Origin of the sequence: Plantibacter sp. ME-Dv--P-095 (genome assembly GCF_030209365.1) — a bacterium.
GTDB lineage: Bacteria > Actinomycetota > Actinomycetes > Actinomycetales > Microbacteriaceae > Plantibacter.
Genome location: NZ_JARVSB010000001.1, coordinates 73,002 through 94,163, shown reverse-complemented (window position 1 = coordinate 94,163; position 21,162 = coordinate 73,002). Strand labels below are relative to the sequence as shown.

The window sequence follows — 21,162 nt, the reverse complement described above, 5'->3', positions numbered from 1 at the left end:
ATCGCTTCCCGTCCCGGTTCGCATCCATGCCCCGATCGCCACGTCACGCGATCAGGTCGCGGCGAGGGCCGCGGTCGGTGACTGCCGAGCGGCACGGATGGACGGGGCGAGCCCGGCGACGGCACCGGTCACCAGTGCGGCGGCCATCCCGGACAGGATCGTCTCCACCGGGACGACCAGCGGCCAGTGCTGCAGACCACTCCACGTCCAGGTGCCGAGCAGACCGAGCACCACGCCCGTCGCACCACCCAGCGCGCAGAGCGTGACCGCCTCCACGAGGAACTGCGCCTGGATCTGACCCCGGTGTGCGCCGAGCGCTCGCCGCAATCCGATCTCCCGGCGACGTTCCAGCACGGAGACGAACATCGTGTTCGCGACGCCGATGCCACCGATGACGAGCGCGACGGCGGCGAGTGCGAGGAACAGGCCGTCGAAGCTCGACCGGGCCGCGGCTTTCGCGGCGAGCACGGCCGAGGGCTGACTCACCTGCACGAGTCCGCCCGCCCCGGGCGAGAGGGTGGCGGCGACGACGGGACGCAGGGCGTCGATCGACGCCTCGACACCCGTGACGTAGGCGACCGTCGGTGCGCCGTCGAAACCCAGCCAGCGCTGTGCGGCAGCGTCGTCGACGAGGACCGCCGACTGCACGTCGGCGGACAGCGGCGTCTTCGCGAGCACACCGACGACGGTGAACGCGACGCCGCCGACATCTATCGTGACCGGCCGATCGGGCAACCGTGACAGGCCCAACCGCTCGGCTGCGTCGATGCCCAGCACCGCCGTCGGCAGGTCGCTCCGGTCGAGCCAGCGGCCGGAGGTCACCTCGGTCCGCAGCACCCCCCGGAGGTCGCCGCGCACGGCGAGCGTGGTCAATCCGGTCTCCGGGTACCCGCGGAACACGTTGCTGCGAACCGGGGCGTGGGTGTTCCCGACCGTCGCGGCGTCGGTCACGGTTCCGATGCGCTGCAGCATGCCGAGGGCCTCGTCGGGCAGCGGGACGGGCGACCCGTCGGCGCCCGCACGGGGATCGGCACGCAACAGGTCCGCCCCGAGCGCCGTGAGCTGCTCGTCGAGCGCGGCCTGCGAGGACGCGGGCACGGCGGTGACGGTCACGAGGGTCGCGATGCCGATGGCGATGCCGATCGTCGAGAGCACGGCACGAAGCGGTCGGGTACGGAGCCCGACCGTGCCGACCTCCAGGAGGTCTCGGAGGTCGAGACGTCTGCGGGGCTCACGCATGGGCCATCCTCTCGGTGTGTGCATCGGTGTCGGTGATGATGCGACCGTCACGCAGTTCGATCCGACGCGGCAGCCGTGCGGCCAGCTCGACGTCGTGGGTGATGACGACGACGGTGGTCCCCTCCTCGTGCAACCGTTCGAGCAGCCCGAGCACGCGCTCGCCGTTCGCGGTGTCGAGGGCGCCGGTCGGTTCGTCGGCGAGGACGACGAGCGGGTCGGTCACGATCGCCCTGGCGATGGCGACCCGCTGCCGTTCACCGCCGGAGAGGTCCTGCGCAGCGTGCCCGATCCGGTGTCCGAGGCCCACCCGCTCGAGCGCCGCGCAGGCGAGGTCGCGGCGTTCCCGCCTCGGAACGCCGCTGTAGAGCAGCGCCGTGACGACGTTCTGTTCGGCGGTCACGCCGTCGGACAGGTGGAACCCCTGGAAGACGAATCCGATCGAGCTCCCCCGTACGTCGGACAGTGCCCGATCCGTGAGCTCACGGGTGTCGACACCGCCGATGCGGACCACGCCGGTGGTGGGCCGGTCGAGCGTTCCCAGCACGTTGAGCAACGTCGACTTGCCGGCGCCGGAGCGCCCGACGATCGCGGCGAGCTCACCCGCGTCGATCCGCAGGGAGACGTCGTCCAGCGCGGCGACCCCGCCGGGGTGGATGCGACTGACGTGCTCGAGTTCGAGCGCCGGCGTCGTCATCGTGCCGACACCACGGTCATCCCGGCGTCGATCCCACCACCGCTGACCTCGACGTGGTCGTCCGCGATCAGCCCGATCTCGACCCCGTGGAGTCGACCGCGCTCGTCCTGCAGGGCGTACCCGCCTTCCGCGAGCGCGACGAGGGCCGCCACAGGAACGATCAGCACGTCCTGCACGGAGCGGGTGGCGACCCGGACGGTCACGGCGGCCGCGTCGACACCGTCGAGCGCGGCCTGATCGTCGATCGCCACGACCGCACGCACCTTCGCCTCGGCTCCTTCGCCGGTCGTGGTCACCGTGACGATGGATCCGCCGACGGTGCGCCCGTCGGGCAACTCGATCGTGGCCTTCGCACCGGCGCCGATGACGCCCGCGTCTTTGGCCGGGACCGACGCCTCGACGACGCGGGTCGTGGGCGTGACCGTGAACGGTTGTCCGCCCGCCGGGTCGCCGAGGCGTGCGGTCACGGCGGCGATACGACTCGGCGCGCTCAGGACGATCACGTCGGCAGGTCCCAGCGTGCCGGTACATTCCAGGCCGAGCGATTCCTGCCAGTCCCGCACGGCTTCGCCGAACGCCTCCCCGGTCTCGAAGTCCGCCGAATCACTCCGGCTGAGGTATCCGAGCTCCATGAGGTTCGACGCGACCATGCTCACGTCCGCCCCCTCCATCCCAGAGCCGTCGATCGCGCGATAGAGCGGAAGCTCGCCGATCAGCACCGCGACCGCTCGCTCGTTCGCGCGAAGCGCCACGGATCCGCGGTCGAGGACACCGCCGACCGGGGGCAGGCCGGTGATGATGCCGTCGGCCTTCGTCGTCACGGGCACCGCGGTACCGAACCCGACGGCGCCGTCGAGGCGGGCGGTCTGGACGAGCTCTCCCCGCTCGACGACCACGGTGGCCGGCGCGGCCGGCGGCGCGACCGGAGCCGCATCGGCCGCGGGGCGGAGCAGCAGGTTGGCTCCCCCGGCCCCCACCGCGAGGACGGCGCAGAGGACGAGCGAACCGATGAGCACGGTGCGCCGTCGCGGCCGCGTCATTCGGCGCTCCCGTCCGAGGTGGAGGCCATGCAGGCGTCCACGTACTGCATCCCGAGCGAGATCGAGGTGGCGTCGTTCGATTCGCCGCCGAAGGCGAGGTTGATCCGGCCGAACGTGTCCGCTTCGGTGATCTCGACCTCTCGCACGCCGCGGTCGCGCAGGCAGTCCACCACACGCTGCACGAACCGCAGGGCATCGGGATTCTGTGCGTCGAGCTCCCACGGGGGCAACGGCGCCACGCGCAGACAGAGCGCCTCGGCCTCGGCGACCCCCGCGAGATCCTCGGCGACGCCGCCGCTGACCGAGCCGCCGTCGCCGCCCGTCGGAGCGTCCGGCATCGCCGGGCCGTGGTCCGCGAGACAGCGGTCCCGCGGCTTCCAGGCCTCCGCCTCCTCCTCATCCGACATGTCGAGACGCAGGCGCACGGGCTCGCCGTACTCCGCGAAGAGCGGGTCGACGGCCTCGGTCGGGGTCGGAGCGGCGGTCTCCAGGGTCGCGATACCGCCGTCGGCCCCCTGGTCGGAGGCGGGTGCGGAGCAGGCGGTGAGTCCCGCCAGGAGCGCCAGGGCCCCCGCTGCGGCGGTCAAGGATCGATGGGTGGTGCGTGGCACGGTTCCTCCTCAGGTGTGGACGGCTACGACCCACCCTCGTCACCGGATGTGAGCGACTTGTGAGCGAACGGTGCCGAGCCCGACCGCATGCCGGGCCCGTGCCTAGGATCGGAACGTGACCAGAGTCTTGATCGTCGAGGACGATGCCCTGCAGTCGGAGCTCGTGCGCCGCTACCTCGAACGCGAGGGGCACGACGTGACGGTGCTCGCGGACGGCGCCGAGGCGCTCGCGGAGGTGCGCCGCTCGACGCCGGACCTGCTCGTCCTCGACGTGATGCTCCCCGGCGCCGACGGCCTCACGGTCTGCCGGACGCTGCGCGAGGAAGAGTTCGACCTGCCGATCCTGCTGCTCACCGCCCGCTCGACGGAGAACGACCTGCTGCTCGGGCTCGAGCTCGGCGCCGACGACTACCTCGCGAAACCGTACAGCCCGCGCGAACTGGTCGCTCGGGTCCGTGCCCTCCTGAGGCGCGCGCGGCGGACGACGCCGACGTCGACGGTCATCGCCGTCGGCGACCTCGAGATCGATCCGGACCGGCATCAAGCCACCCTCGGGGAGCTCCCGCTGGACCTCACACGCGCCGAGTTCGACCTCCTCGAGGAGTTCGCGCTGCATCCCGGCATCGTCCTCAGCCGCGCCCGCCTGCTCGACCGGCTCCACGGCACGGATCGCTGGATCGGCGACCGCACCATCGACACCCACGTGAAGAACCTCCGGGCGAAGATCGAGACCGACCCACAGCGCCCGGCCAGGCTGGTCACCGTCTACGGCGTCGGGTACACCCTCCACGCGGGCTGAGCGAGGCGCGGGCTCCGTCCACGTTGCCGTCGCGGTCGCGCTACGCGCCTGAGCGGGCGGCCTTCACGAGGAGACGACCGACCACCGCGAGTTCCCGCTGGGTGAGGCCGTTGAGCGGACTGTGCCGGAGCACCGCCTCGATCATCGACGCCCTGACCGTGCCGCCGCGTGCCGTCAGGGAGACGACGCGCTGTCGGCCGTCCGAGGCGTCCGGGCGGCGCTCCACGAGCCCCCGTTGCTCGAGCTGCCCGTAGAGGAACGTCGCGTTCTGCGGGGTGCAGTGCATGCGTGCTGCGAGTTCCTTCATCGGCAGCGCATCCGCTTCGGGGTCGACCATCCACAACGCGTAGGCGGTGTTCATGGTGAGGCCCAACTCGTCGAGCGCGGGCGTCACCGACTCCGTCGTGCGGGCGGTGACGTCGTACGCCGCCAGCAGGGCGGCAGCCGTGTCCGCGGTCCTCAGGTCCATGGGGAAACCGTATCAGCTCCTTCGAGACTTGAAGTGTTATGGTCGGCAGGTGATTCGAGACTCGAAGCATATTCCCGACCGGAGGACGACCCGCCATGACCACTGAACGACTGGACTCCCGCGTCATCGCGGTCACCGGAGCCACCTCGGGCGTGGGGTACTTCATCGCCGAACAGCTGGCCGCGCTCGGGGCCGAGATCATCGTGATCGGACGATCCCCGGATCGAGCACGCACGGTGATCGAGCTGCTGCCCCACCCGCACCGCCATCACGCCCTGACGGCGGACCTCGACGACGTCGACACCGTCCGCTCGGCGGGAGCGCACCTGGCCGCGCTCGACCGCCTCGACGCACTCGTGCTGAACGCCGGCGTGGTGGGTCCGGCGCGGGCGCGGCGAGTCGGGCCGTTCGACGTCGAGCACACCATGGGCGTCAACCACCTCGCTCACGCGGAGCTCCTCCGGCACGCCCTGCCCGCGCTCGAGCGAACGGTCGGTGCCCGAGTCGTCCACCAGGGCAGCCTCGTCGCGGCGACCCATCCCTTCGACCGGTCGGACTGGCTCTCCGAGCGTGACTACCGACCCCGCATCGCGTACACGAACTCCAAACACGCCGTGCAGCTGTTCGGATTCGAGCTGGCCCGTCGCCTCGAAGCCCAGGGCCACTCGACGCGGTCGATCGTCGTCCATCCCGGAGCCGCCATCGACGCCCTCACCGTCGACCGGTCCGGCGTTCACCAGCGCAGCGCATTCGTCCGGGCCGCAGCCGCCGTGATCGGCCCGCTCTTCTCTCGGATCGTCGCTGGCAAACACGAGGCGGCCCGTTCGGCCGTCCTCGCCGCGAGCACGCCCGAGCTCCCGTCCCTGGCGTACATCGGTCCGGAACGGCGCGAGGTCGGAACCCCTCGCGTGGTCCCCGCGCCGCCCATCAGCCTTGATCCGGCACTGGGGGCGTTCATCTGGGAGGAGACCGAGCGGCTCATCGGAGCCCCGATCCTCTCGGCGCGGTCCTGACCCCGGCTTCGAGGCCGCCCCGTCGAGGTCCTTATCTGAGGCTTAGGAAGGGCCCATACGCTGCCGCCATGATGACCAAGAAGCGATGGATGTTGTGGGGTGCGGCCGGCCTGGTGGCCGCGGTGGCGGTGGGCTCGGGGGTCGTCCTCGCGACCGCGACCGGGCGGGCCGCACCGGCACCCGCCGCCGCGACCGCCACGGCCGAACAGACGACGATCTCCGCGACGGTCACGGGGAAGGGCTCCATCGCCGCGGCGAGCAGCGCCTCCGCCGGGTTCGTCGACGGGGGTCGCGTCAACACGATCTCGGTCGCCGTCGGTCAGACGGTCGCCGCCGGGCAGGAGCTCGCCACGGTCGACCCAGGACCCGCCGACCTGGCCCTGGAGAAGGCACAGGGGGCGCTCACCGCCGCCCAGAGTGCGCTGGACAGCGCCCGGCAGAGCGCGCAAGCCGGGCTCGACGCCCTCGCCGCCGCGAAGGCGACCCTGGCGACCCTCGCGGCCGACGCTCCAGAACGCCAGACCACGGAGGCCACCGTGCGGGACCTGTCCGCCCAGGGGCCGACGCAGCGCGATGCCGTCACGCAGGCGGAGAAAGGTCGCGACGATGCACAACGCGACGTGACCGCCGCGCAGACCGCACGCGACCAGACCACGCTGCTCGCGCCGATCGCCGGCGTCGTCACGGCCGTCAACGGCACCGTCGGGACCATCCTCACCGCCGGTCAGTCGTCGCAGGCGAACGGCGACGGCACGAACACGGCCTCAGCCACCGCATCGGCAGGGCTCGTGGCCATCGCCGACGTGTCGAGCCTCCGGGTGACGGCGTCCATCCCCGAGGCGGACATCGCGACCGTCGCCGTCGGCCAGACGGCCACCGTCACCCTCCCCGTGAAGGGCGCTGCGCCCATCGCCGGCACCGTCCTCGCCGTCGCCCCCACCCCGCAGAGCAGCACCGACGGCGTCGTGAGCTACGCGGTCGCGATCCAGCTGACGGCTCCCCCGGCCGGGGTCCGCCTCGGGCAGACCGCGGTCGTCGCGATCACGGTCGCGACCGCGGAGGACGCCACCGTCGTCCCGGCGGAGGCCGTCCAGCTGACCTCGACCACCGCCGGCACCGTGCAGGTCCGGGCGGCGACGGGCAAGACGAGGACCGTGGACGTGACCGTCGGGATCAGCACGCCGACCCAGGTTCAGATCCTGAAGGGGGTCTCCCGTGGCGACACCGTGGTGATCGTCGCGCCGACACCCGTCACGAGCACCGACGACGGGCTCGGCGGCCAGATGCCCGGCGGCGGCGACGGTTCGTTCGGAGGTGAGCAGTGATGCCCGCGATCTCACTCGACGGCATCACCCGCCACCACCGCAGCCAGGACGGCTCGACGGTCCGGGCGCTGGACGGGATCGACCTGACCGTGCCGTCCGGGGAGTTCCTGGCCATCATCGGTCCCTCGGGCGCCGGTAAGTCGAGCCTGTTGAACATCCTCGGCTGCCTCGACCGGCCGACCTCAGGCCGGCTCCTCATCAACGACCGACTCGTGTCGACCATGCCCTCGGCGACCGTCGCAGACATCCGCAACACCGAGATCGGATTCGTCTTCCAGGCGTTCAATCTGATCCCTGCCCTGACCGCGCGGGGCAACGTCGAACTCCCGATGGTGTACGCGGGTGTCGGGCGTCGTGAGCGCCGACTCCGGGCCACGGAGGCATTGGACCGGGTCGGGCTCGCAGCACATGCCGAGCGGCATCCCAACCAGCTCTCCGGCGGTCAGCAGCAGCGGGTCGCCGTCGCCCGCGCGATCGTCAACGACCCGGCGTTCATCCTCGCCGACGAACCGACCGGCAACCTGGACTCGCGATCGACGGACGACGTGCTCGGCATCATCGAACAGCTGCACCGGGCCGGCTCGACCGTCGTCCTCATCACCCACGAGGACGAGGTCGCCGCCCGAGCGGAGCGCGTCGTGACGATGCAGGACGGCCGGATCGCGGCCGACGAGGATCGACGCACGGCGATCACCGGGGCGGTCGTGACCTCGTGAGGGCGGGCGACCTGTTCGGCTCGGCCATGCGTGGGATCACGGGCAACCTAACGAGGTCGATCCTGACGATCGTCATGATCGTCATCGGCGTCGGTTCCGTCATCACCCTCGTGGCCGTGGGGAACGGTGCGTCGAAACAGGTCAACGACCAGATCGCCGCACTCGGTGCCTCGGCCATCACCGTCTCCCCCGGCTTCTCCTCCACCGGCACCGGCGCCTCGCTGCAACCCGAGGACGCGGATGCGATCCGCTCGAGCCGGGCGGCGACGAGCATCTCGAGCGTCGCCCCGCAGGTCTCCGCGGAGAAACGCGCCGTCGCGGGGAGCCGTTCGGTCTCGATCACCGTCGTCGGGACGACCGACGCGTACTTCACGATCACGAACGCCGTCATCGCCCAGGGTCGGGCACTGAGTGCCTCCGACGCGATCGGCGGTGGTGACGTCACCGTGTTGGACGCGAAGTCAGCGTCGGCGCTGTTCCCGGACGGGAGCGCCGTGGGCCAGACCGTCCTCGTGGGCTCGACACCCCTCCGTGTCGTCGGCGTCCTCGCCGACGGCGGTGCCGCGCAGCAGATGTTCGGCTCCGGCCGAACCATCTACGCCCCGATCGACCGCGTCCGCGCCTCCATCACCGGCTACGGCTCCTTGAGCGCCCTCTCGGTGGGCGCCGTGTCCCCGGCCGCCGTCGGCCAGGCTTCCGCCGAGGTCCGCGCCGTCCTCGCTCTCCGGCACGGCTCCGTCGCGTTCGACCTCTCCACACCGGACCAGCTCCGCTCCGTCCTCGGCGGTTCGGCCACGAGTCTCAACGGGATGCTCGCGGGCGTCGCCGCCATCAGCCTGCTGGTCGGTGGGATCGGGGTGACGAACGTGATGCTCCTCACCGTCCGTGAGCGGACCAGGGAGATCGGCATCCGCAAGGCACTCGGCGCCCGTCCGCTCCCGATCGCCGGCCAGTTCATGATCGAGGCCACCACGTTGAGCATCGTCGGAGGGGCTCTCGGCGTCGGAGCCGCGTTCCTCGTCACCCGCGTCCCGATCAACGGCATCCCGCCCGTGATCGAACCGACGATGGTCCTCCTCGCCGCCGGACTGTCGATCGGGATCGGCATCGTCTTCGGGACCTATCCCGCGGTCAGAGCGTCGCGGATGGACCCGGTACAGGCCCTCCGGGTCGGCGTGTGACCGGCCGGCGGTCTCAGTCGTGGGGCGGCCGCTCGAGCGATCCGTCCACCGCTCGCTGGTCGACGACCCGAGGTGGATGCGGCACGAGGACCGAGAACCGGGTCCGGCCGGGCCGGCTCTCCACGGAGACCGTGAACCCGGACGCGTCGGCGAGTGCACTGACGATGGCCAGGCCGAGCCCGACCGTGCTGGCGTCCCGGGTGTTGCCGTCTCCCGGCGGCCTGGCCTGGGTGAACCGCTCGAAGAGGGTGGGGAGCGCCTCCTCGGGGATGCCGGGGCCGTCGTCCTCGACCGACAGGATCGTCGCGGCCTCGGCCGTCGTCAGCGAGACGGTCACGGAGGTGCCCGGTGGGGTGTGGTGGCCGGCGTTGCCGATGAGGTTCAGCAGGATCCGCCGGATCGCGTCCTCGTCGCCCAGGACCACCGCCGGATCCGGCGGGAGGGCCAGTCGCCACCGGTGCCCAGGACGCGCGGCCCTCGCATCCGAGACCGTCTCCAGGACGACCTTCGAGAGGTCGATCTCCTCGATCCGCAGCTCGGGGTCCGCATCGAGTTTCGCGAGGAGGAGGAGCTGCTCGACGAGCGTCGTCATGCGCAGCGACTCCGCTCCGATCCGGGCGAGCGCTCCGACGACGTCCCGATCGAGGCCGGGCGTCGTGATCGTGAAGTCGGCATAGCCGCGGATCGCTGCGAGCGGGTTCCGCAATTCGTGGCTCGCCTCGGCGACGAACCGCCGCATCGACTCCTCGGTCGCATGGCGCGCGTTCAGCGAGGCTTCCACGTGGGTGAGGAGCCGGTTCAGGGCTCCGGCGACGCGGCCCGCTTCTGAGTCACGGTCCTCGTCGCGCAGGGGGACGCGTTCGCCCCCGCTCACCTCACCGGACGACATGGGTGTGGCTGCGACCCGGTCGGCGACGTCGACGACGTTCTCGAGCGGCGCGAGCTCACGACGGACCAGCCGGTACCCGATGGAGGCGGCGATCGCGGCGGCGAGCAGACCGATGACGACCTCCGCCAGCATGAACGCGCGGAGGGTCGCGTTCACGTCGTCGAGCCCGCCGCCGGTGACGAAGGTCAGCTCCCGGTCGGGCTCGTCGGCCAGGGTCAGGCTGGTCCGCAAGGAGAGGAAGTCCCCGAGCTCCGGGACGCTGATCGCGGTGGTGTCGTCACCCGTCGTGCGGCGGAGGACGGCCGCGGCCTCGGCGTCCGTCAGGTCACGAGCCGAATAGTCCGGCGCGACGTAGACGGAGAAGAGGACCGTGTCCCCGTCGGCGATGACGTAGTACCCGTCCGGTGCGGCGAACAGGCCGAACGGGCCGCCGAGCGTGTCGAGGTCCTTCGCAGAGCCGACCTCGGCACTCACCCGGCCGATGGCGCTGTCGGTCGCCAGGAACACCCCGTTGGCCACCTGGGTCATGAGGTTCTGATGGAGGATCGAGACCGAGACGACCCCGATGACCCCGACCACGGCGACGATGAGGGTGCACACCAGCATCACCAGGCGGACGCGGAGGGGGAACCTCGCCGCCTTCGGTCGTGTCCGACGGAGTCGCATCAGCGCTCTCGACCCACGGTGTCCGAACGCTCGGGCGGCGCCTCGGTCGCCTCGGGCGTCGCCTCGCTGGCCGCCTGGAGGAGGTAGCCCACGCGGCGGAGGGTGTGGATCATCGGCGGACGCCCGGCATCGATCTTCTTCCGCAGGTAGGAGATGTAGAGCTCCACGATGTTCGACTCACGGCCGAAGTCGTACTCCCACACCCGATCGAGGATCTGGTGTTTGCTGAGCACCCGGTTCGCGTTCTCCATGAGGTACCGCAGGAGCGCGAACTCGGTCGCGGTGAGCGTGATGTCCGTCCCTCCCCGGGCGACGGCATGGCTGTCCTCGTTGAGGGTGAGATCGCCGACCGTCATCACGGGGGAATCGGTCTGGCTGAGCATCGGGCTTCGCCTGGCGAGGCCCCGCAGACGGGCGACGACCTCGTCGATGCTGAACGGCTTCGTCACGTAGTCGTCGCCGCCGGCCGTGATGCCCGAGATCCGATCCGACACCGAGCTGTTGGCGGTGAGGAAGAGGACGAGGGTGTCCGGCAGGTCTTCGCGGATGCGCTCGAGCACGGCGAGTCCGTCCAGATCGGGCAGGACGACGTCGAGCACCACGAGGTGCGGCCGGTGCGCCCTCGCCTGAGCGATGGCGGCCTCACCCGTCCCCGCGACGAAGACGTTCCAGCCCTGCTGTCGGAGCACGGCGGAGAGCAGGTGACGCAGGTTCGCCTCATCGTCGACGACGAGCACACGGATGCGCGCGGAGTCCGGAGATGGCGACGCCTCATACATGCTGTCAGCGTGCATCGTGCTCCTGTGCGCCAGATAAGGACGGCCGGACGCCGCCGCGCCGCGAGCCTACCGCGCGCTGGTCTGCGGCGAACTGCTCGACGGCTCCGGGGTGAAGGCGATCGCGCCGGCCGGGTCCCGGGTCAGCACGCCGGTGTAGGAGACCGTCGTGATGGGGAGCTCATCGTCGGAGAAGCGGACGCGGAAGGTCGACGTCGCGTGGTATTCGCCATCGGTCAGCGTGATCACGGGACCCGGCTCGCGGAACCACTGCGCGGTCACGGCCTCCCCCAGCGGTCCCGGCAGCGAAGCGGTCAGCTCGGTGGGGCAGGACGGCCCGACGAAGCGCTCGGCCGCACATGTAGCCTGCAGCCCCTCGACCGCGGCGGCGAGTCCCGGTTCGACATCCGCCGTGAACGCCGGCGAGAAGCTGAAGTCGGCCCGGCCCTCGTCGCCCCCGAGGTCGGGGACATAGGCGGTGAACGCGTCCTCCGTGCCGAGCAGCTTGGTGAGGCCGGTCGGATCCTCGTACCTCACGCCGTACGCACCGGGGAGGAGCTGCAGTTCAGCGCTGTCCTCGGCGAGCGGGTACTCCAGCTGGTCGTTCACGGTCACGGTCGCGGCGGACTCGATGCCGCCGATCGTGATCGGGGTGTCGCCGCGCCAGCCGGTGATCCGGAGCTCGCCGTCCTCCCGCGACACCGAGAGTTCGAGCGTGCCAGGTGCTTCGGCACCGTCGAAGGTGTACTCGACGGTCGCCCTGAATCCTCCGGAGTCGTAGCCCCTTGTCTCGACGATACGTGCGTCGGTCGGCAAGGCGTCGGATGCGCGGTAGAAGTCGTCGTCGATGAACTCCTCGGGGAAGTCGATCGTGGTCAACGCCGCGGCCTTCGTCGCCTCACCCGCTTCGAGGTGTGCGAAGAACTCCTCGACGAGCGCGGTGCTCCCGGAGTCGTCCGTGTCGATCCCCCGTGCACATCCCGTGAGCGAGACGGTGATGGCGAGCACGCCGACGAGTGCTGTGCGTTTCCTCATGGCCACACGCTACTGGTCCTGCACCGTCCTGCGGATGGGGACCGCTCCCCATCCGCCACGCCGAGCGGTCGTCCGTCCAGCGGTGGCCTCGCCGACGCGCCCGACGGATCAGGTGTTGTTGAGGACGAGGTCGTGGATGTCGCGGCTGCGCAGCACGTTCGCCGCGTAGCGTTCGGCGAGCGGTCCGGTCACCGGTCCACTGATGATGAGCGGGACGAGCTGCTCGTACCGACCACCGTGCGAGCGCAGCGCACCGTGGAGCTGCGTGAGGTCGTGGGCGGAAGCCGTCCGGCCGAGCGCGGTGTCGGCGGCGGCGGTGACGGCGAGGTCGCCGATGCGGTCGAAGGGGTGTTCGTAGATCGTGGCGGAGGCCTCCCGGTCCCACACCTCCTCGATGCCGGGGACCGCCGTCAGGGCTCGACGGGCGCGTTCGCGGTCGGCGTCGGGGAGGTAGATCCAGGCGAAAGAGCCGAGCGCCCCGTGGTGCTTGGTGTACGGGTCGGTGATCGGGAGCACGATCTCGTCGAAGGCGATGCCCGCGTCGCGCAGGGTGTCCTCGAGGTAGATGACGCGTGCTGCACCGGTGGCATCGTGCTTGCTGTTCATGCCGTGATCGGCGGTGATCGCGATCAGGCATCCGGCATCCAGGTAGTCGCCGAGGAGTCGGTCGAACTCGACGAAGAACTCGTCGGCGAGGTCCTCCCCCGGCGCGGCCGCATGCTGTACCCGGTCGGTGAGCGAGACGTAGATCAGCTTCAGTTCCGGGGTGTGCCGGAGGGCCGCCAGGCCGATGCGCATCGCGTAGTGGCTCGCTCGCGGTTCGTACACGCCGGGTGCCGGCTCGCCGACGAGCTGCTCGACGTCGTCGATGCCGTAGGCGTCGAGGCCGGCGCCGGCGGCACGTTCGACACTGACCGACGGGACACCACCGTTGCCGAGCAGCAGGCGGAGCTTGTCCTTCGTGGTCACCATGAGGGTGGGCACCCCGGCGGCCTCGAACGCCGCGTGGATGCTCGGCGCGCGAAGGAACCGTGGATCGTTCAGCAACTCGAGCGTGCCGTCGGGGAGCCGGCAGTAGTTCCCCGGGATGCCGTGGATCGCGGGCGAGACGCCGGTGACGATGGAGATGTTGTTGGGGTTGGTGAGGCTCGGCATCTCGGAGGCACCGAGCGCGTACGAGCCGCCCGCGGCGAGCATCGCCGCCAAGCGCGGCATGATGTCCCGCCTGAGGGCGTCGTCGAAGTAGCGCGGGTCACCACCGTCGACGGTGAAGACGACGACGGTGCGTTCGGGGATCGTGTAGGTGCGGTCGTTGACGGTGACGGTGCTCATGCGGAGCGGCCTTTCTTCAGGTGGTCGAGGAAGAGCTCCTCGAGGAGGGACGGGGTGCGGACTGGGCGGCTGATGAGCGAGATGGCCCGCGGAGGAACCGGGGTCGGGAATTCGACCTCGGCGACCGCGCCGGCCCGGAGGTGGACGTCGACGACGGAGCGGGACAGGCAGGTGATCCCGAGGCCGTGTGCGACCGCCGCGAGGATCGCCGAGGTGCCCGTGAGGGTGCTGTGCTGCACCGCGGGGATCTGCCAGCGGGCTGCGAGCTGCAACTGATGCTCGCGGGTCCCGGATCCTCGCTCGCGGAGGAGCAGACGCGTACCGCGCAGCATCGCCGGATCGATCCGCTGGCCGGCCAGGAGATGCTCGGGCGAGATGATGACCGCCTGCTCCTCCATCGCGATCGGCTCGCAGTAGAGTCTCGGGTCGTCGCTGACTCCCGCGATCAGGGCGAACGGGAGCGCACCGTCGATCACCTGAGCGACGATCTGCTCCGTCCGCGCGACGGTGACGTCCACATCGACGTCCGGGTGGCTCGCGAGGAAGCCGGCCAACGCCGCCGGCAGGACGTGCTCTGCAGCGGTGGTCGTGGCGCCGGCCCGCAGCAGGCCACCGACGGGCGCGTCACGTGCGCGGGCGACGCCATCGAGCACCTCGTCCGCGCTCACGAGCAGCGCGCGACCATGGTCGACGAGGGCCCGTCCCGCATCGGTGACCTGGAAGCGTCGTGCTCCCCGATCGATCAGTTGGGCGGAGACGTCCGTCTCGAGCTGACCGACGGCTGCGGAGACGGACGACTGCGCGACGTCCATGGCCCGGGCTGCCGCCGTGACCCCTCCGAGGTCGACGACGTGGATGAAGGTCTGCAGGCGTTGCAGGTTCAGCGTCACCGGGTGCTCCGCTCGGCCAGGTCGGATCCGATCACCGCAGGCGCCTCGTCCGGTTCAGAGGATGCGGGCACGTCGCGCCCGCGCATGAACGCGTTGGCCGCTCCCGGCGTGATCTCCCCCTGCCAGCGGGCGATCACCAGACCGGCGACGGCGTTGCCCAGGGAGTTCACCACGGCTCGGCACTCCGACATGAAGCGGTCGATCCCGAGGACGAGCATGGTGCCGGCGATGGGGACGAGACCGGTCGATGCGACCGTCGCGTTCAGCATCACGAAGCCACCACCGGTGACGCCGCCCGTGCCCTTGGAGGAGAGCAGCATGATGGCGAGCAGCAGCAGCTGTTGTCCCAGGTCGAGGTCGATACCGAGCGCCTGGGCGATGAACACCGTGGTGAGCGACAGGTAGATCGAGGTGCCGTCGAGGTTGAAGGAGTAGCCGGCGCTCACGCTGACACCCGCGGTGCCCTTGTCCACGCCGATGGCCTCGAGCTTGCGGATGATCCCCGGCAGGGCGACCTCGGACGACGACGCCCCGAGGGCGAGGAGGACCTCCTCGCGGAAGTACCGCAGGGTGTACAGCGGGTTCAGGCGGGCGAGCAGCAGGATGCCGCCGAGCACGATCACGATGAACAGCGCGGAGGTCCCGTAGAAGGTGACGATGAGCTTGACCAGCCCGGCGATCACGGCGGCACCGTGGGCGCCGACGGTGTACGCCATCGCCCCGAAGACACCGATCGGTGCGAGATAGGTGACGAAGCGGACGATCGTGAACAGCACCATGCCGAGTCGTTCGACACCGCGGGCGACGATCTTCGCCGGTTCGCCGACGACCGTGAGGGCGATACCGAACAGCACGGAGAAGACGAGGATCTGCAGGATCGAACCGGCTGCGAAACTCTCGACGATGTTCGACGGGATCAGCTGGGTGAAGTAGTCGGACCAGTGCAGCCCCTTCGCCGCGTCGATCCGCTCCGCGGCGTCCGCGGACACCTCGAGCGATGCGGGGTCGACGCGGAGGTCGGCGCCGGGGCGGACGACGTTGACGGCGACGAGGCCGAAGACCATGGCGATGGTCGTAACGATCTCGAAGTAGATCAACGACCGCAACGCCACCGCGCCGAGCTTGCGCAGGTCGTGGACCGCTGCGATGCCCGCGACGACCATGCAGAAGATGATCGGGCCGAGCAGCATCGTGATCAGCGCGATGAAGGCGTCGCCGACCGGCTCGAGCGACGCACCGAAGTCGGGGGCGAGGAATCCGACGACGATGCCGGCGATCATCCCGACGACCACCCAGACGTACAGGCGCTGGAACCATCGAGACCGCTTCGGTGACAACGATCGGCGAGCCACGGCTACCCCCAGAGGAAAACGCCCCGAACGGTTCGGGGCGACACCCAGATAACGGGGCCCGGAGGACATCGAAGAGGACGGGGCGCGGCTCGGGACGGAACGGGAGGTGAACGTGCCACGAACCGCTGCTGTCTCCCATCGGCTGAGGCGATGGTCCGCGGGCGTACCAGCGCCCGGACCGCTCGGACCGAACCCACCGGAATCGCGTCCGGACCGCGTCCCGCCACCCGAGACATCGGCTCAGCTCCCGGCGGGCATCGCCACCATGACGGCTGGCAGCACGGCTGCATGTCTGAGGGGCGGCTCAGCCGGCGACGATCACCAACGACGCCGGGCCGCCAATCCTCGACCCACTCGTCAGAGCGTCGCGAAGCCTGCGCGCCAGCTGGGGTGGCGGAGCGTGAAGCCCTGCGCTCGAGCGCGGTCGTTCGACACCGGCCGGCCGACATCACCCGTTCGCTCGACCGTGGGCGCCGGTGCCCCGACCGCGTGAGCGAAGACGGGCGCCCATTCGGTCCCGGGAGCGGGTTCGTCGTCCACGATGTTCCACACGCCGGTCGGCCACCCGAGGGCCTCGACGACGGCCGCCGCCGCGTCGTCGACGTGCACGAAGGAGGTCACGGTCTCCGTCGCGGGCAACGCCCCCGACCGAGCGGCTTCGGCGAACCGGCCGGCTCGCGAGTACCACGTGCCTGCGCCGTACAGCTGCCCGAAGCGCAACACCACGCTCTGCGGGAGGTCGTGGACGGCCGCCTCGAGTGCCTGCACCGCGTGGACCGTCGAGCGACGAGGCTCGGGCGCGTCCAGATCCAGCGGGTCGGTCTCGATCGCTGGGAGTGCTGAGGGCGGGTGGATCCACGAGATGCTCTGTCCGATGATCCTCCGCACGCCCGCCGCACGTGCCGCGTCGACCAGGTTCCGGGTGCCCTCGGATCGAAGCAGCGCGTTACTCGCCGAGTCCCCCGTGCCGAGGTCGGTCATGAGGTGCAGGATCGCTTCGGGTGCTGCGCGCCGGACGGCCGCAGCCGTCGCATCGCGGTCGCGGGCGTCCAGAACCACCCCTGTCGCTCCGAGCTGCTCGAGCGCGCCCAGCTTCTCGGTCGATCGTGACGTCGCGCTGACCTCATGGCCCAGTGTGAGCAACCTCGGAATCACCGCTCGGCCGAGCACGCCGGACCCGCCGGCAACCAGTACACGCATGCACCAATCCTCGCAGGCCGCCACCGGACGACCGACCGCGTCGACGACGCCGGCCCGGCCCCTCACGCCTCGCGATGGTCGATCACGGGGCGCTGCGCCTCAGGCCGTGTCGAGGACGTCGAGCTCCAGCGCCAGTTCCATGCTCCGGAGGCGTGCACGGGAAAAGTCGTAGGGCATCATCCGCACCGCCTCGGTGAGGCTCGTCGTCCCGCACGTCACGCCGGCACCGTCGTCGGGGACAGGGTGTGCTTCGTCCCATGCCTCGAACCGCTCGTCGTCCGCCTGCGCCAGGCCGGAGTCCTCGATCACCGTGCTGAGGGCGGTCTCGAAGGCGTGCCGCTCGGCCGCCACCTCCGCCACGCGGGGGTCGTCGACGGCGACCGTGTCATCGAGCGCCTGTTCGGCGGCGTCGACCCGGTCGGCCTCCTCGCGCAACTCGGGGTGGGTGGCCAGGGCGATGAAGCGCGACGCCTGGACGGACGCGCTGAGTTCGCCGAAGATCCGCTCGGTCACGAGCAGGGTGTCGAGGTCGTCCTGCCGGAGCGTCCCTTCGGGCAGATCCGCGAGGCGATCGCTCACCAGGTCGGAGAGCAGGCCCAGCCGGCTGCCCTGCGCTCGCATGCGCTGGACGGCGGTGCGCTGCAGCTCGAGTTCGGCCTGCTTGGCGACGAGCGACGCCTCCAGTCGATCCAAGGTCTGCGTGACGTCGCCGTCCTGATCGGCGGTGTCGGACACGGCCGCGAAGGCGTCTCGGATGTCGTCGAGGGCGATACCGGCGTCGGCCATCCGGCGGATCCACAGCAGCTGGATCATCTCCTCGTAGCCGTAGCGGCGGCGGTCGTCACTCCCCCGCTCGGGCTCCGGGAGCAGACCGATCTGGTGGTAGTGACGGATCGCTCGTGGCGTGGTGCCGACGAAGGCGGCGGCACCGCCGATCGTGACCTGGCGTGGCGGGGTGAATGACGAGAACATGGTGGTCCTTCCTCAGTGGGCGGGATATGACCACTGCACCACATGACGCTACGGCAGGTGCAACTCCGTGCCCGATCCGTCGCTGCGCCACTCCGGTCGGGCCGCCATGCTTCAGCGCAGATACGCGTCGACCAGCAGCGGGCCCCGGACGGTTCTGAGCGTCTCGACCAGCCGGTCGAGGGCCCGGCCGTTCCATGAGGTGAGCTGCAGGTCGTGCGGCCCGAGGGGTTCGAGCTTCCCGGTGCGGAGGCGGACGACCTCCCAGCCGGCGGACCGCAGCGCGCGGTCCTTCCGTCGGTCGACGGCTTCGCGGCGACCGACGTGCTCGACACCGTGCCTGCCGATGGTGTCGTACTCGATCGCGATGCGGAGTTCCGGGAAGACCAGGTCGGGCCACACCTCGACGTGCGTGAAGAACGGGCGTTGGACGCGCACGGCGTTCATGCCGGTGGTCAGGGCCAGACGCTCGTGGACGTCCGCGCGGAGCCGGTCCTCGACGGCGGAAGCCGGCTTCGGTGCACACGCAGAGGTGAACGCCTCCCCCACCGGCAGGTCCGGCGTCTTGTCACACAGCGACGCCTGACGGCGACCGCGACGCTCCCGGGCGACACCGGCCCCTGCGGGTACCGGATCGGTCACCGATTCCCGCATCGGTAGGGCGACGACCCTGGACGGGTTCGCCTCGTCGGCGCACTCCGGACACCAGGCGCTCCGGCGGCGCTCCCGCCCGGGCCGCGAGCGCTGCTCCGCCGGGGTCGCGACGAAGCGGTGTCCGCGGTCGCACTGCCACTGCAGCAGGACGTCGGCCGCCGGCGGCACCTGGCTGAGGACGATCCCTGCGTTGAGATCGGCGTGGTACTGGCGCCACAGCGCGGGGAACGGTGCCCACGCGTGGCGGTAGGCGCCGACCGGATAGGGCGTCTCGAGGCCCTTCGACCATTGGCGGCGAGCCCACCACGATTCCACACGTTCCGACACGATCCGAAGCTATGACGGACCGCCGACACCCGTGACGCTGCGGTGCCCGTGCCCGTGCCCGTGCCGACCCGGCTCGACGACCAGCGACGCAGCCGGAGAACGCGTTCCTCGCCGCCTGTCGGATGACGTCCGCGCCCGCTACCTCGTGAGGATGCGTTGGAACAGGCGATGGTCCTGCCATCGGCCCGCGATACGCAGGTACTCCGGGGCGAGCCCGAACTCGACGAACCCACATCGCTTGAGGACCGTCTGCGATGCGACGTTGTGCGGCAGGGTCCCCGCCTGGATCCGGTGCAGCCGCAGGTCATCGCGAGCCAGGTCGACGGCGACACCGACGGCGGCCGTCATGAGCCCGTGACCGGCGTGGTCGGCGTCGATCCAGTACCCCAGGTTCCCGCTCTGGAAGGCGCCCCGAACGATCCCCGTGAGGTTGACCCGTCCGACGATGCGCGACGCCTCCGCGAGCACCAGGGGCAGTGCCGTCCCGGCCTCCTGATCGAGCAGGAGCTGCCGGGTGGCGGACTCCTGGCCACTCTCGGTGTAGAACGCCTCGGATCGTTCCGGATCCCACGGGGCAAGATGGTCGCGATTCTTGCGGTACGCCTCGGCGAGCGCGGCCGAGTCGTCGATCGTCACGGCGCGGAGCACCACTCCGCGGCCCAGGTCCACGTCAGAAGTCATTCCGAGATGCTAGCGCGCGGACGGTTGCGGACGACGACCACGAGCCCCCAGGCGAAGGCGATCGTGAGGCCTACGAACACGACCGCCCAGATCCACTGCCAGAGGTCGGGCGGGCTCGGCTGGTCCAGGCGGACCTCATCCGTCCCGTCGTCCACCCACGCTGTGACGGACGCTCCGACCCGCGCGTCGTCGCTGCGCACGACGGCCCGCTGCGTTCCGTTCGCCGTCGGGTAGTCGACGCTCACCGTCCGGTACTCGACCCAGTGGCGGTTGCGGCTGTTGCCTTCCATGACGCGTTCCGTGTCCTCGCCGATCACCTGCGCCGTCACCGAGGTCTGGGTGGCCGTGAGATCGGTGACGAGACGCTGCACTGCGGTGGCGCCCAGCAGTCCGGAGAACCCGGTCAGGATGACGAGGACGAGCACGGTGACCACCTGCCCGGACACGGACGGTCGCGGTCGAGCGTTCCTGGCGCCACCCGAAGCCGATTCAGCCCTCATCCATCACCTCCACCTTCAACGAACACACCGGCATGATCGCGCGCCTTTCCTCAGCCGCCTCAGCGGTCCGACGGCGCTCCTGGGCCGTGACCCGCGAAGTACCGATCGAGGGCATCGGCGTACCGGGCGGCGACCACCTCGGCCGTCTCCTCGGGAGTCGGTCTCGCGATGGATCGGCTCGACGCGTCGAGTGCACGCCGCTCGGCTTCGACGGCATCGATCGCCCCGAGATCGGCGTTGGCGAACCAGGCGCACACGGCCAGTCCGTACCGCGTCTCCTGCTGGGCGCCGGCTTTGCGGTTCTCGCGCTGCTCCCAGGTGAACAGCGAGATCAACGACCAGGGTGTGAAGCCGGGCACGTTCGGCTCGCCGTCGCCGTTCGAAGACCGAGCCCACGCCGCAACCGCAGCACCGAGCCAGATGTTCCGCCCGTCACGGATCAGGTGGGCCGAGGTCATCCCGCGCTCGGCGTCGAACAGCACCTGCGTCCCGTCCCGCTCGAGGAGCAACCCCGCGCACGCCATCTGCACCGGCCCCCAGGCCTCGATCACGGCGAACCCCGCCCCGAGCAGCTCACGGGCGAGGGGCTGCAGCTCGGCCTCGATGGTCGGGATGACCAGCTCGGGGTCGTTGTGGCGGGGCGCCGGGCCCACCGGCTCGGGGAATCCGGTCGAAGCGACTCGAGGACCCGTCGCCCTCGTGCCTCCGCTACCGGCCCGCGTGGAAGATGCCGGCGACAGGCCGACCCAGGCGGCGATCCGCTGGCCGAGGCTCGGCGGACGGTTCGTCTCGTTCATCGGTGAC

General features: G+C 70.7%; 22 protein-coding genes. 5 read left to right on the top strand and 17 right to left on the bottom strand.

Features of this window, described 5'->3' with window-relative positions; all coding sequences use genetic code 11:
* Positions 1-51 precede the first annotated feature (51 nt).
* From QRN26_RS00465 to QRN26_RS00450, 4 genes are read right to left on the bottom strand one after another with little or no spacing between them, the layout of a single operon-like run.
* Complete coding sequence (locus QRN26_RS00465; RefSeq protein ID WP_285034866.1) at positions 52-1,239, bottom strand: ABC transporter permease; 1,188 nt, start codon at positions 1,237-1,239, stop codon at positions 52-54.
* Positions 1,232-1,933 (bottom strand): ABC transporter ATP-binding protein, encoded by a 702-nt coding sequence (locus QRN26_RS00460; RefSeq protein ID WP_285034865.1) that lies wholly within the window; start codon positions 1,931-1,933, stop codon positions 1,232-1,234. Before QRN26_RS00460 ends, QRN26_RS00465 begins: the two co-directional genes overlap by 8 nt.
* Positions 1,930-2,973, bottom strand: a complete 1,044-nt coding sequence (locus tag QRN26_RS00455; protein ID WP_285034864.1) for a peptidoglycan-binding protein — start codon at positions 2,971-2,973, stop codon at positions 1,930-1,932. The genes QRN26_RS00460 and QRN26_RS00455 overlap by 4 nt, the downstream gene beginning before the upstream one ends.
* Positions 2,970-3,584 carry a hypothetical protein gene (locus tag QRN26_RS00450; RefSeq protein WP_285034863.1) on the bottom strand — a complete coding sequence of 205 codons (615 nt, stop codon included), beginning with the start codon at positions 3,582-3,584 and terminating at the stop codon, positions 2,970-2,972. Before QRN26_RS00450 ends, QRN26_RS00455 begins: the two co-directional genes overlap by 4 nt.
* Before the next feature lie 115 nt (positions 3,585-3,699).
* On the opposite strand from QRN26_RS00450, the gene QRN26_RS00445 reads away from it, so the two are divergent.
* Positions 3,700-4,383 (top strand): response regulator transcription factor, encoded by a 684-nt coding sequence (locus QRN26_RS00445; RefSeq protein ID WP_285034862.1) that lies wholly within the window; start codon positions 3,700-3,702, stop codon positions 4,381-4,383.
* A 40-nt stretch (positions 4,384-4,423) separates the two neighbouring features.
* Here the strand turns inward: QRN26_RS00445 and QRN26_RS00440 are convergent, their stop codons facing one another.
* The gene (locus QRN26_RS00440; RefSeq protein ID WP_285034861.1) at positions 4,424-4,852 is read right to left on the bottom strand and encodes a MarR family winged helix-turn-helix transcriptional regulator; all 429 of its coding nucleotides are present in this window, start codon (positions 4,850-4,852) and stop codon (positions 4,424-4,426) included.
* A gap of 95 nt (positions 4,853-4,947) precedes the next feature.
* Here QRN26_RS00440 and QRN26_RS00435 point away from each other — a divergent pair, with 95 nt between their 5' ends.
* From QRN26_RS00435 to QRN26_RS00420, 4 genes are all read left to right on the top strand, one after another.
* Entirely contained in the window at positions 4,948-5,865 is a 918-nt protein-coding gene (locus QRN26_RS00435; RefSeq protein ID WP_285034860.1) for an SDR family NAD(P)-dependent oxidoreductase, read from the top strand.
* Positions 5,866-5,933: 68 nt separating this feature from the next.
* A complete protein-coding gene (locus QRN26_RS00430; protein WP_056006184.1) occupies positions 5,934-7,190 on the top strand; it encodes an efflux RND transporter periplasmic adaptor subunit in 1,257 nt (418 codons plus the stop codon).
* Positions 7,190-7,906 (top strand): ABC transporter ATP-binding protein, encoded by a 717-nt coding sequence (locus tag QRN26_RS00425; RefSeq protein ID WP_056006187.1) that lies wholly within the window; start codon positions 7,190-7,192, stop codon positions 7,904-7,906. Before QRN26_RS00430 ends, QRN26_RS00425 begins: the two co-directional genes overlap by 1 nt.
* A 26-nt stretch (positions 7,907-7,932) precedes the next feature.
* Positions 7,933-9,087, top strand: coding sequence for an ABC transporter permease (locus QRN26_RS00420; RefSeq protein WP_157580150.1), 1,155 nt, complete (start codon positions 7,933-7,935; stop codon positions 9,085-9,087).
* A gap of 13 nt (positions 9,088-9,100) precedes the next feature.
* On the opposite strand, the gene QRN26_RS00415 is transcribed toward QRN26_RS00420, so the two are convergent.
* The 12 genes from QRN26_RS00415 to QRN26_RS00360 form a co-directional block, all read right to left on the bottom strand.
* Positions 9,101-10,642 carry a sensor histidine kinase gene (locus tag QRN26_RS00415; RefSeq protein ID WP_056006194.1) on the bottom strand — a complete coding sequence of 514 codons (1,542 nt, stop codon included), beginning with the start codon at positions 10,640-10,642 and terminating at the stop codon, positions 9,101-9,103.
* Positions 10,642-11,436: a response regulator transcription factor gene (locus QRN26_RS00410; RefSeq protein ID WP_235526737.1), complete on the bottom strand. Its 795-nt coding sequence runs from the start codon at positions 11,434-11,436 to the stop codon at positions 10,642-10,644. Before QRN26_RS00410 ends, QRN26_RS00415 begins: the two co-directional genes overlap by 1 nt.
* Positions 11,437-11,487: 51 nt before the next feature.
* Complete coding sequence (locus QRN26_RS00405; RefSeq protein WP_056006197.1) at positions 11,488-12,453, bottom strand: hypothetical protein; 966 nt, start codon at positions 12,451-12,453, stop codon at positions 11,488-11,490.
* Positions 12,454-12,561: 108 nt separating this feature from the next.
* The gene (locus tag QRN26_RS00400) at positions 12,562-13,785 is read right to left on the bottom strand and encodes an alkaline phosphatase family protein (protein ID WP_056006200.1); all 1,224 of its coding nucleotides are present in this window, start codon (positions 13,783-13,785) and stop codon (positions 12,562-12,564) included.
* The gene (locus tag QRN26_RS00395; protein ID WP_285034859.1) at positions 13,782-14,675 is read right to left on the bottom strand and encodes a LysR family transcriptional regulator; all 894 of its coding nucleotides are present in this window, start codon (positions 14,673-14,675) and stop codon (positions 13,782-13,784) included. Before QRN26_RS00395 ends, QRN26_RS00400 begins: the two co-directional genes overlap by 4 nt.
* Positions 14,672-16,027 carry a cation:dicarboxylate symporter family transporter gene (locus QRN26_RS00390; protein ID WP_162239331.1) on the bottom strand — a complete coding sequence of 452 codons (1,356 nt, stop codon included), beginning with the start codon at positions 16,025-16,027 and terminating at the stop codon, positions 14,672-14,674. Before QRN26_RS00390 ends, QRN26_RS00395 begins: the two co-directional genes overlap by 4 nt.
* Positions 16,028-16,384: 357 nt before the next feature.
* Positions 16,385-17,227 (bottom strand): NAD-dependent epimerase/dehydratase family protein, encoded by an 843-nt coding sequence (locus tag QRN26_RS00385; protein ID WP_056006209.1) that lies wholly within the window; start codon positions 17,225-17,227, stop codon positions 16,385-16,387.
* A 99-nt stretch (positions 17,228-17,326) separates the two neighbouring features.
* A complete protein-coding gene (locus QRN26_RS00380; protein WP_285034858.1) occupies positions 17,327-18,199 on the bottom strand; it encodes a MerR family transcriptional regulator in 873 nt (290 codons plus the stop codon).
* Between the two features lie 111 nt (positions 18,200-18,310).
* Positions 18,311-19,177: a putative endonuclease domain-containing protein gene (locus tag QRN26_RS00375; RefSeq protein WP_285034857.1), complete on the bottom strand. Its 867-nt coding sequence runs from the start codon at positions 19,175-19,177 to the stop codon at positions 18,311-18,313.
* 138 nt (positions 19,178-19,315) lie between these two features.
* A complete protein-coding gene (locus tag QRN26_RS00370; RefSeq protein WP_285034856.1) occupies positions 19,316-19,858 on the bottom strand; it encodes a GNAT family N-acetyltransferase in 543 nt (180 codons plus the stop codon).
* A complete protein-coding gene (locus tag QRN26_RS00365) occupies positions 19,855-20,358 on the bottom strand; it encodes a hypothetical protein (RefSeq protein ID WP_285034855.1) in 504 nt (167 codons plus the stop codon). Before QRN26_RS00365 ends, QRN26_RS00370 begins: the two co-directional genes overlap by 4 nt.
* A gap of 59 nt (positions 20,359-20,417) precedes the next feature.
* Positions 20,418-21,155: a hypothetical protein gene (locus QRN26_RS00360; RefSeq protein ID WP_285034854.1), complete on the bottom strand. Its 738-nt coding sequence runs from the start codon at positions 21,153-21,155 to the stop codon at positions 20,418-20,420.
* Positions 21,156-21,162: the final 7 nt, after the last annotated feature.